This window comes from Ureibacillus massiliensis 4400831 = CIP 108448 = CCUG 49529, assembly GCF_000772965.1.
In the GTDB taxonomy this organism is placed as follows: Bacteria; Bacillota; Bacilli; order Bacillales_A; family Planococcaceae; genus Ureibacillus; species Ureibacillus massiliensis.
In genome coordinates this window covers 1-9,524 of record NZ_JPVQ01000070.1, presented here as the reverse complement: position 1 = coordinate 9,524, position 9,524 = coordinate 1, and the positions used below count along the sequence as shown (strand labels likewise).

Annotated in this window: 9 protein-coding genes and 1 riboswitch; of the genes, 4 read left to right on the top strand and 5 right to left on the bottom strand. The window is 33.1% G+C overall.

The features are described from left to right. Positions 1-71: 71 nt before the first annotated feature. From CD30_RS18150 to CD30_RS18140, 3 genes are all read left to right on the top strand, one after another. Entirely contained in the window at positions 72-497 is a 426-nt protein-coding gene (locus tag CD30_RS18150) for a GatB/YqeY domain-containing protein (RefSeq protein WP_036180248.1), read from the top strand. A gap of 142 nt (positions 498-639) precedes the next feature. Next, a complete protein-coding gene (locus tag CD30_RS18145; protein ID WP_036180245.1) occupies positions 640-789 on the top strand; it encodes a hypothetical protein in 150 nt (49 codons plus the stop codon). A 7-nt stretch (positions 790-796) separates the two neighbouring features. Beyond that, positions 797-961 (top strand): hypothetical protein, encoded by a 165-nt coding sequence (locus CD30_RS18140; RefSeq protein ID WP_036180242.1) that lies wholly within the window; start codon positions 797-799, stop codon positions 959-961. Between the two features lie 172 nt (positions 962-1,133). Here the strand turns inward: CD30_RS18140 and thiT are convergent, their stop codons facing one another. Beyond that, a complete protein-coding gene (gene thiT / locus CD30_RS18135; protein ID WP_036180239.1) occupies positions 1,134-1,691 on the bottom strand; it encodes an energy-coupled thiamine transporter ThiT in 558 nt (185 codons plus the stop codon). Positions 1,692-1,821: 130 nt separating this feature from the next. Then, positions 1,822-1,929: riboswitch (TPP riboswitch) on the bottom strand. Positions 1,930-2,171: 242 nt separating this feature from the next. On the opposite strand from thiT, the gene CD30_RS18130 reads away from it, so the two are divergent. Further along, positions 2,172-3,881, top strand: a complete 1,710-nt coding sequence (locus tag CD30_RS18130) for a sensor domain-containing protein (RefSeq protein ID WP_036180236.1) — start codon at positions 2,172-2,174, stop codon at positions 3,879-3,881. A 73-nt stretch (positions 3,882-3,954) separates the two neighbouring features. Here the strand turns inward: CD30_RS18130 and CD30_RS18125 are convergent, their stop codons facing one another. From CD30_RS18125 to CD30_RS18110, 4 genes are all read right to left on the bottom strand, one after another. Further along, positions 3,955-5,346 (bottom strand): hypothetical protein, encoded by a 1,392-nt coding sequence (locus CD30_RS18125; RefSeq protein WP_036180233.1) that lies wholly within the window; start codon positions 5,344-5,346, stop codon positions 3,955-3,957. 251 nt (positions 5,347-5,597) lie between these two features. Beyond that, positions 5,598-7,904, bottom strand: a complete 2,307-nt coding sequence (locus CD30_RS18120; RefSeq protein ID WP_052126315.1) for a carbohydrate-binding domain-containing protein — start codon at positions 7,902-7,904, stop codon at positions 5,598-5,600. Positions 7,905-7,973: 69 nt separating this feature from the next. Further along, positions 7,974-8,657, bottom strand: coding sequence for a DUF4956 domain-containing protein (locus CD30_RS18115; RefSeq protein WP_036180230.1), 684 nt, complete (start codon positions 8,655-8,657; stop codon positions 7,974-7,976). A gap of 95 nt (positions 8,658-8,752) precedes the next feature. Further along, a complete protein-coding gene (locus CD30_RS18110; RefSeq protein ID WP_036180228.1) occupies positions 8,753-9,454 on the bottom strand; it encodes a polyphosphate polymerase domain-containing protein in 702 nt (233 codons plus the stop codon). Between the last annotated feature and the right edge of the window lie 70 nt (positions 9,455-9,524).

Here is a 9,524-nt window from a genome sequence, read left to right as displayed (position 1 = left end):
TGAGGAAAATCCTTGAACCACAAAGCTCGGCGAATGCCGAGAGTCTATTATTTTGAAAGGAGATTTTTTAATTGTTAAAAACCGAGGTATTTGATCAACTGAAGCATGCGATGAAAAATAAGGATGTAACAGCAAAAGGTGTGTTAACTTTATTAAAGTCAGCATTAGATACAGCTGAAAAGGAAAAGGGAGCTGAGTTAAGCTCTGAAGAGGAGATTGCAATTGTTAACCGCGAAATTAAGCAAACAAATCAATCACTAGATGGTGCAAAGCAAGCAGGACGTGATGATTTAATAGAAAAAGAAGAACTGAAACTCACTATTTTAAAAAGCTTCCTTCCAAAACAGTTAACAGAAGAAGAAATAATCCCATTGTTAACTGAAGCGGGTATTGCAAAAGGAATGAACATGGGTGATGCGATGAAAATCGCTAAACCACTGTTAGCGGGGAAAGCTGACGGTGCAACTATTTCAAAAGTAGTCAAATCATTAATCTAAATAAACAGTACTGTTGGGGATGACGATTTTTATCGTCATCTTTTTTTATTTGATTTTTCAAAATATTATTGACAACCTCTTTTATCTGTACTATATTAATTTCATGTAAAACAATCTGTTATAGTACAAAGGGGCTGATTTAATGTCAATGTATAGAGAAGGCTATGATTATTACGTGAATAAATGTATGGAATTCGACATTGAACCTATTAATTTTTATTATTATATTTCGCATTTAACTAAGGAACAGTTAGATCACTTTAACAAACAGGCGGATATATTGAAAGGGTGAGCAGAAGATGGTTGATTATCGTATTGGCTATGAATATTATAAAGTAGCTTGTTTACAGCATGGATTGGAACCAGTAAATTTTCATTATTTCATTTTAAACTTATCTCAACAGCAGCTAGATGCATACAATGAACGAGCCGAAAAGAAAAGGGGTCGTGTTTTTGAAAATTAAACAGCTACAACAATAGTAACCTTGCTAATCATGATAATAAATTGGCAAGGTTACTATTTTATTAATAATTGAAAATATAGTTCTAATCAAACACAAAAAGAAATCCTAATAAAATCCCAACTATCATTACATTAGAAGGATAGCGAGAGATACTATTAGGATATCATTTATTTTAATTTGTTTTTAAAAGTCTTGGTGCAGATGTGAAAATTAGAGAACCAACTAATCCTGTAAGTATGATAGCCGGTATCATATACGAACCATTATAGAGTATCGTATATACCCATACATTTTGATCTCCTGCATATTCATAGAAGAAAACTGCTCCAGCAACTGAATGTGCAACGTATCGTAGCAAGCCGCCTACAGTAGTGCCGAGGATAATGTATAGACTTATTTTTTTCTTGTCTAAATTTTTTGCGGCTTCTAAAATTTGCGTACGGAATATCCCTGCTAATCCAACTACTGGAAATGCTACTACATAATCGAGCATTCCTTGCACCCAATGAATCACAAAGCCGCCTAATGCAATCTGTATAACTCCAATCAATAATCCGGTCGTAACTCCAGCTAATAAGCCCCAACGAATTGCCATTAAAATAATGGGTAGCATCACAAAGCTAATCGAGCCACCTTGAGCCCATATAGAGAATGAAATTTGGTCTAATACTAGCCCCACTCCAGCAAAAATGGCAATTTCAACGAGCATTAATAATTTTGATTTGTTCATAACAACTCTCCTCTCTTTTATTCCGATGTAGAACAACTTGAGAAGGAATAGAAAACTATTAAACAATTAACTCCATTTCATATAAAAAATGGAAAAATGGTGCCAGGACAGAGCCTGACACCATTATGGAGTCGGTTTCTATCCACATCCCTACGCAAGTGTTAACTTACAGGTTCGAAGGGTAAGTGCAATACGTGCACAGTCTCAGCTGACTTCATCAGCGCCCCTTGTGGGTAATACATCAAATTTAATTGTTTGAACAGTATTATTTTACCAAAAAATATGTATTTTTCAAGGTATTCTAATTTTTTATTTAAAAATAAATATTAGTATATATTTCGAAATTTTCTACATTTTTCGTCAAAATTCCACAAGATTTATTGTAAAAGAATTTTAAATAATATAATATGGACTAAAGTATACATAATTACTATTCTTATAGTTTTTCTCAATTTCTTGTGGGATTGGAGAGGATTATTTTTGATAAATCAACTCAGCACATCTACAAAAACAACTATTGAAATGACATTTGAAGAGCTAAAAGATATTAAGTCGGCATTAGATGAATCTGTCATTTTAGCAGTGACTGATGCAAAAGGGATTATTACTGATGTAAATGAACGGTTTTGTCACATTTCAAAATATACTCGTGAAGAGCTAATCGGGCAAAATCATCGTATTTTAAATTCCGGATATCATCCAAAGTCCTTTTTTAAGGAGATGTGGAAAACAATTGGGAAAGGGAATACGTGGAACGCTGAAATATGTAATCGTGCGAAAGATGGATCCCTTTATTGGGTTCAAACAACGATTGTACCTTTTTTAAATGATAAAGGGAAACCATATCAATACATTTCAATTCGAACTGATATTACAGCGCAAAAAAATATTAAAATTATTAGCCATTTTGCAAATCATGATGATTTGACTGGACTACCAAATAGAAGAAATTTATCACAACGCTTAAATTACTATATAAAAGAGGCAAAAAAAGAAAATACCAAGTTTGCGTTATTCTTTATCGATGTTAATCGCTTTAGGCATATCAACGATTCCCTAGGCCATAATATCGGTGATTTATTTTTAGTAGAGGTTGCTGAAAGATTTAGAGAAATAGATGAACAAGGTAATTCTTTCTTTCGTTTAAATGGGGATGAATTTGTTTATATATTAAATGCCATAAATAAAATTCAGGATATGCAATCGAAAATTATATCAATCTTTAAAAAGCCATTTCATTTTGAAACGTATGAATTTTTTACAAGCATTTCTATTGGTATTAGTATCTTCCCAGATCACGGTAAAGAAATTGAGGAATTATTAGTTAGTGCAGATATTGCTTTATATAGTGCGAAAAAGAAAAAAGGAAACCAATTTGAAGTTTATCAATCGAATATGGAAGCTTTAAATGGTCGAGGTTTATTACTAGAAGCAAAGCTTTATAATGCAATTCGAAATAATACACTTGAATTATATTATCAACCAAAAATTGATATCCAAGAAAACAAAATAGCCGGTATGGAAGCGTTGCTTAGATGGAATGATTCTGAATTAGGTTTTATTCCTCCTGACCAATTTATACCCTTTGCTGAAGAATCTGGACTTATTAGCGAAATAGGGGAATGGGTTTTAAAAAATGCGTCGTTGCAAATTAATCAATGGAAAAAACAATTTGACTTTGATTTAAGGGTGGCAGTAAATATTTCTCCAACTCATTTCCAGGAAGATAATTTTACAGAACGCCTAAAGAAAATTATAAACGAAACAAATGTTGACCCAAAAAATTTAGAGATTGAAATTACTGAAATGAGCATGATGAATTATCATGGGGATTTGATCGATAAAATAAAAAGTATTAAAGAACTTGGTATAACGATTTCGGTCGATGATTTTGGTACAGGCTATAGTTCATTAGGATATTTAAAGGAATTTCCAGTAGATGCTTTAAAAATTGACCGTTCATTTATCGTTAACATGAAGGACGGTGATTCTGGTGTCGCCATGGTTGCAGCGATTATATCACTTGCGCATGCATTAAATTTATCTGTTGTAGCTGAAGGCGTTGAAACGGAAGTAGAATTAAATATTCTAAAACAACAGAATTGTGATTTTGTGCAGGGCTATTATTTTAGTAAACCATTATCAGTTCAAGATTTTACGTTAAAATTAGTGGAACTATCACAGAAATAAAAAAAGAAACATCACATAAGGATGTTTCAAATAGTTGTAGTAGAGGAAGTATTTCTTAATGGAAATACTTTTTTTATTCTTCTAGTAGATTTTGAATTTTTTCGTATTCTTCATCGCCGACAGATTGATAATATTGATAAAGTAAGTCTGAGTCGACTTTAATCGTATCTCTATGATTTAAGTATATTTGTTCAGTCAAATGACGAATGATTAATGGTACTGGTTTATTATGATTAAAGTGATTCATATACTTTTCAATAAAATCCTCTGAAAGCTCACACCAAAGGTTATGTCCAAGAGCATCAAATTGAATATATTTTAAATGGGCAGTTAAAAAATCATCCGTTAAATATTTGTTATATTTACATACAGCGCGCCAGTCAATACGATCACGATATCTATGTAACCAATGCGGCTCTAGTACAGCGCTTAATAAAACAATTTGTTTTTCTGTGTAAGAATTTATTATTGTATCCATTTCTTTATTTGTAAGTTTTTTAAATCCAAGATCATCATATATTTGACACGCTAATGATGGGATTCCTTTTACTAAATGCTCGCTACCCATCCATTTGTATTGCCCGAGGTCGTATTCAAAAAAATGGAAATCAAGGAGTTCTTCTTCAATATCATCCTCTTCGTCTTCCAATAAGTCGATATACCCATATTCGCTAAAATATGTCTCATCTTCAATAAATGTATCAATTTCATCTGCAAAATGGTCGTTCATCTTTACATTCTTAAGTTTCAATTGATCGATAATGTACTTTTTAAAAGATGCAGAAAGTCTTGATAATACAGGGTAGTTAAACTGTAAAGTAGTGAAATCCACTTGTTCAATGTGGTGAATTAAATACTTTTCAGATAATTGATCGCAAGCATAACAAATATATGAAAAATCTACGTAATCTAAATAGGACTCAAAATCAGTAGGGTGCATTCGAACGAGACGATAACGCCAGTAACAATAATCCTCTACAAATTGCTTGGTGAAAGTTGGATTTTTTTCTAATATTTCATTCATATCAGGCTCATCAATAATAGGGCCAACGTAAGAAGGGATAGACTTAACATCAAAATTATCAGGAAATTTCAATCTCTCTAAACTTTTCTTTGGGTTGAAATTATTTTTACGATTAATATGAGTTTTAAAGCTATAAGATCCTATTGAACCACGTTCATCTAACAAGATATATGCAAGTTCTTGTTTTTGATCACGTGTTAATTTAACGTTCTTTGGAAATTTAACCGAAGCAAAATACGTATCGTTTGCCATATCATAAAAGAATTTATAATCACCATCAGGAGTATATTCAGAGCGCGAATTATTTTTTCTCCAATATAAAAGCGCACCATTTATCGGGGGATAATTTGAAAATTGAATATTTGCGATAGAAAATATATTATGTGAAAGCGAATCATCATATATCGCTTTAATAAACTCAATATTTTTGATTTTAAGCATTTTATACCTCCATTTAAAAACTATTATATACTTTTAGACAAAATATCAAAATGAAAAGTGTGAAAAAAATAGAATATTTATAGAGATAAACTCTTAATATTTATGTACATTTAATATAGATTATGATGGAAGTTGAAGTCTTTGTTCATTTAGTATATGAGAAAATGTTGCGCCTTGTCGTTACTTTTAATTTTTTTATTATCATAAATTTAATAAGTGCGGATGACGATGGTCACCCGCACGAAATTTTCTTAATTATTTGGACGCATATTAATGGTTCCGGTTCCATTTATGTTTTGTCGATTGTTCCTTTCAAACATACCATTTGTTTGGCTTGTAGTGACTCCTTCTTCATTCAAATAGGTCATACTTTCCGTTGAAACTGCAAATTGAACATTCGTAGCACCATTATTATATTCATATGTGTTGTAAAGCCCATCGACGTTTTTGCCTGTTAATATTCCACCTGCTTTAAAATTATACGATTCCCCGTTTTCGATGGTTGGTGTACTAATTAAAACTGTTTGGAAGTCTTTTTCTGGCGCAACAGCAATGATGGATTCACCATTTTCTGTTTCTATATTTATGGCAGTACCAGCTGTTTGTATTTCCGAAAATGTCATTTGAATTGCATTTTGAGTAGAGTTTTCTGAAATTCCTTGTGCCATTCCACTGCTGCCAGCGGAGACTAAAATACCCCCTTCGAGAATAAAGGATTCACTATAATCTAATGAGCCATTAGCAGAAGATGTTGGTCCGTATACTAGTACAGTTCCTCCAGTCATATGGATTGATGAATTTGAATCCAATCCATCACCGTTAGCATTAACGTAAAGATAGCCCCCTTCGATAAAAAGCTCCCCAAATTCATCATCAGTTTCATTTATTGAATTTGTTTCACTTTCATTAACAGTGGATTCATCGTTTGTGAATTGACCTGGAATCATTTCCTTAAGACCACCAGATTCTACAACATTTACGTTAATACCATCGTCTTCAGCAGTAACATGAATGTTACCGTCAGTAATAGTAATGTTTTTCCCTTCAATTCCTTCTAAACTTTTTTCAATAGAGATATCACCGCCAAAAATTGATACATTCGCATCGGCATGAATTCCATCATCGCCAGTTAATATTGTAATGACTCCACCTGATAATGAAAGGTCTTGATTTGAATGGATTGCATCTTCCAAAGAATCAATTGTAAAGGATCCACCAATTATATTTATTTCTGTACCTGCTTTGATCCCTTTTGTACTAACTGTATCTTCAGTAGTCGAATCTTCTGTTGATTGTTCAGTAGAAGAAGGGGAAGTAGTATTCGGATCAGTTGGATTCGATTGTTCAGGCATTTGAGGGGAATTGTCTTCATCCATATTTGGAGGTTGCATTTCTTCAAAGCCTTCAGTAATCGCATTAGGCTGCCCATTGTCTTCGTTCATTTGATCCATCTCTTCAAATGGAGGTTGTTGACTCATTCTGCTTTTTCTTGACTCTTCGAAAAGTTGTTGTAATTCAGTATTATTTTCTAGGATAGCTTGTAATTCTTCATTAGACTCCGTGCTTTCTATTTCAGCCTTTAGCTCTTCTGAAATGTCAGCATCTTTTACAATTTGGTCAATCATCGATGAAAGATTTTCGGATCTCATACCACCTGGGCCCATTCCGCCACCCATCATTCCAAATTGTTCAGTACTTTCAATTGTTTCAGGACTACCTCCACCAGCTACGATTGAAAATTCGCCATCCACTACAACAATCTTTTTCTCAGATTGGATGCCATCGCCTGCAGCTTCAATTGAGAGTGTACCACTCTCTAAAACGACATTGCCTTTCTCTTCCTCTTCATCATTGGATGATTTTAAACCATCACCTTGTGCTGTAATAGAGATGTTCGCATTTTTCATGGCAAATAAATCTCGTCCAACAATCCCATCATCAATAGCTTCTACTTGAATTGTACCGCCCGTTATTAATAGATTATCGTTACTTGAAATCCCGTCATTAAATGACCCTTTCACGATTAATGTGCCTAATCCGTTTATGGTTAAGTCATCTTTACTAAATATCGTTGAATCAGGTTCATCATTTTCATCTTCATATACATACTCTGGTGCATCCGATAAGCTATTTTCAGTACCTTCCTCTAATGAAATGACGGTTTTATCCGCCTGTTTTACATAGATAGGTGCACTTGTTGTGGAACTAATTGATACGCCATTGAAGATTAGTCTTACTGTCCCTTTGTCTTCAGCATCTACAACAATTTGGCCATCTGAGAGAGTTCCAGAAAGGACATATGTACCGGTTGTTCGGATGGATATCTTATTGTCAGAAATAATTACCCCGGTATTATTTTCAACGCTTGCTGTATTGTCATTTAAGGAAATATTTGTCACTTCATCTGATTGCCATTCAATATATTCGTCATCTGCTTGATAATTTACCAATTCGTTTAATTGTACACTATTTTCACTATTACTTGATGTATCGTTACAAGCACTTAAAAACAGGAATGAAGCAACAGAACATGCAAGGACATTCATGTATTTTTTCATGTCAAAAAGCTCCTTATTATTATTTGTTCCCCATGTGATGAAACAGTGGGGAACATTTTCATTCATCTATTAAGCTGTAAAATTACCATCGTAGCTTAACATAATTGCAGAGTTTACACCTTTTATATTTGTAATGTCAGAGATTACTTGTGCATCATTTGCTTTTACACGAATCTCATAAGTAACCTCAATTTCAACATCTTGAATCATGGATTTTGATTTTAAAGCAAATTTTTTTGTTTGTTTTTTCATTGTCTCTTCAACTTCATAGCCAACAGAAGGGTCTTGATATTTCACGACTAATAAATAAGGGTTTTCCACCTTGATTTTGTTTGAAAATAGTATAATTACCAGACTAATAAAAATCGTTCCAATGACTACTAAAGGAATAAAACCAGCACCACATAAAATACCTGTAGCAACAGACCAGAATAAATACATTAAGTCCATTGGGTCCTTAATCGGTGTACGGAAACGAACAATTGATAATGCACCCACCATACCGAGTGATAACAAGACATTTTGGCTAATACCCATAATGACAAGGGCTGTGGCAAGGGTCATGATTAATAATGAAATGTTAAAAGAATGTGAGTAAATAACTCCTTTGAAGGTTTTCTTATATACATAGTAAATAAATAGCCCTATTAAAAAGGCAGCTCCTAATCCGATGAAAGAATCAGTTATTGAGAATGAAGATGTTTTTTCTAAAAAACTAGATTTAAAAATATCAGTAAAAGTTGTAGTTTCCATTTTTTTCTCTCCTAAAAAATTTAATTTTTTATCGTTTGATCTTGCGATAAAGCTTGACTTTTAAACTTCCAATTAGTGAAGGGAGCTGTCCTACACTAACCAAACATTCGGCTTAGTTGATATTTTGAATAAGCTTCCTGTCTTGTATCTGTAAGTTGTAATAAATGTTTAATCACTTCAGGAATATATTCATCAAATTTTACTTCTAAAATGACTAATTCCGGTTCTAAAACGTCGACCATAGGCAGGTTTTTATTAAACATATCCGTGTTGTAAAAGCTTGATTGAATCTTCATATCAAAGGTAATGCGAATATTGCCATAGGGATATATAAGAGCTTCTCGTTCATAATCGACAACGGTTTTCGGTTTGATTTGGCTGTAATACATTTCATGATATAAATCTCTCATAAGAGATCGTTCATCCTGTTCCATCCAAGCAATTTCACCAACGCGCATTTTTTCATATTCGGCTCGCGTTATTTTACATTTGGATTTAAAGGTCAGATTGTTTCTTTTGCTTTTTCGTTCAAGGTGAATGACTTTATCGCACTTGTCGTAAATACGAACACGGTATTTATCACGTTTTAAGTAGCCTTCTTTTTTCTCATTCAATACTTTGTTTTCAAAATTATCAAAGTATGTTGAGCGAATGGTGTATTTACCATCTACACCTGCATAAGGATCACGTTTTAAAAAGTGCATCAATTTATTGCGCAACACAAAATATTCAGCTTTTGGTATGGCATATTTTAATTCGTTTCTCCCTTTTGGGTTAAATGAAGTGTGAATGGACATTTTTTCTCCTCCTTATAAATGTATAGACTCTCGGCATTCGCCGAGCTTTGTGGTTCAAGGATTTTCCTCA

Coding starts and splice junctions, on each gene's coding strand:
- CD30_RS18145 (WP_036180245.1), top strand. CDS start 640: ATGTCAATGTATAGAGAAGGCTATGATTATTACGTGAATAAATGTATG.
- CD30_RS18140 (WP_036180242.1), top strand. CDS start 797: ATGGTTGATTATCGTATTGGCTATGAATATTATAAAGTAGCTTGTTTA.
- thiT (WP_036180239.1), bottom strand. CDS start 1,691: ATGAACAAATCAAAATTATTAATGCTCGTTGAAATTGCCATTTTTGCT.
- CD30_RS18125 (WP_036180233.1), bottom strand. CDS start 5,346: ATGCTTAAAATCAAAAATATTGAGTTTATTAAAGCGATATATGATGAT.
- CD30_RS18120 (WP_052126315.1), bottom strand. CDS start 7,904: ATGAAAAAATACATGAATGTCCTTGCATGTTCTGTTGCTTCATTCCTG.
- CD30_RS18115 (WP_036180230.1), bottom strand. CDS start 8,657: ATGGAAACTACAACTTTTACTGATATTTTTAAATCTAGTTTTTTAGAA.
- CD30_RS18110 (WP_036180228.1), bottom strand. CDS start 9,454: ATGTCCATTCACACTTCATTTAACCCAAAAGGGAGAAACGAATTAAAA.